At 40.8% G+C, this 255-nt stretch carries 1 pseudogene; it reads right to left on the bottom strand.

The features are described from left to right. Positions 1 to 255, bottom strand: a pseudogene (locus ACHRWY_RS27725) (hypothetical protein); the annotation flags it as partial.

Raw genomic sequence — 255 nt, 5'->3', positions numbered from 1 at the left:
CTATTAAATGGTAATTTCCGGCTATTAATACTTCTCCCTGCAGGTCCCCATTATTAGGAACGCCTTTAAAAAGGGCAGTAAAAGTTTGTCTGGTGAGATTATTGTAAGTGTCCGGACCACGAATGATATATCCTTTTCCGGTTACCATATTGTTTGTCCTGTTGGTTTGTACCCATTGTGTACCATCGTTACCAAAGTATTTCGTAGAGGTGGTAAATGGCGAAACATCAATTAAGCGTTGAGGGCTTACAGGAG

This window comes from Flavobacterium sp. FlaQc-48, assembly GCF_044007335.1.
Taxonomy (GTDB): domain Bacteria; phylum Bacteroidota; class Bacteroidia; order Flavobacteriales; family Flavobacteriaceae; genus Flavobacterium.
The sequence above is the reverse complement of the archived record's forward strand: the minus strand, read 5'-3'. Positions and strand labels throughout refer to the sequence as shown.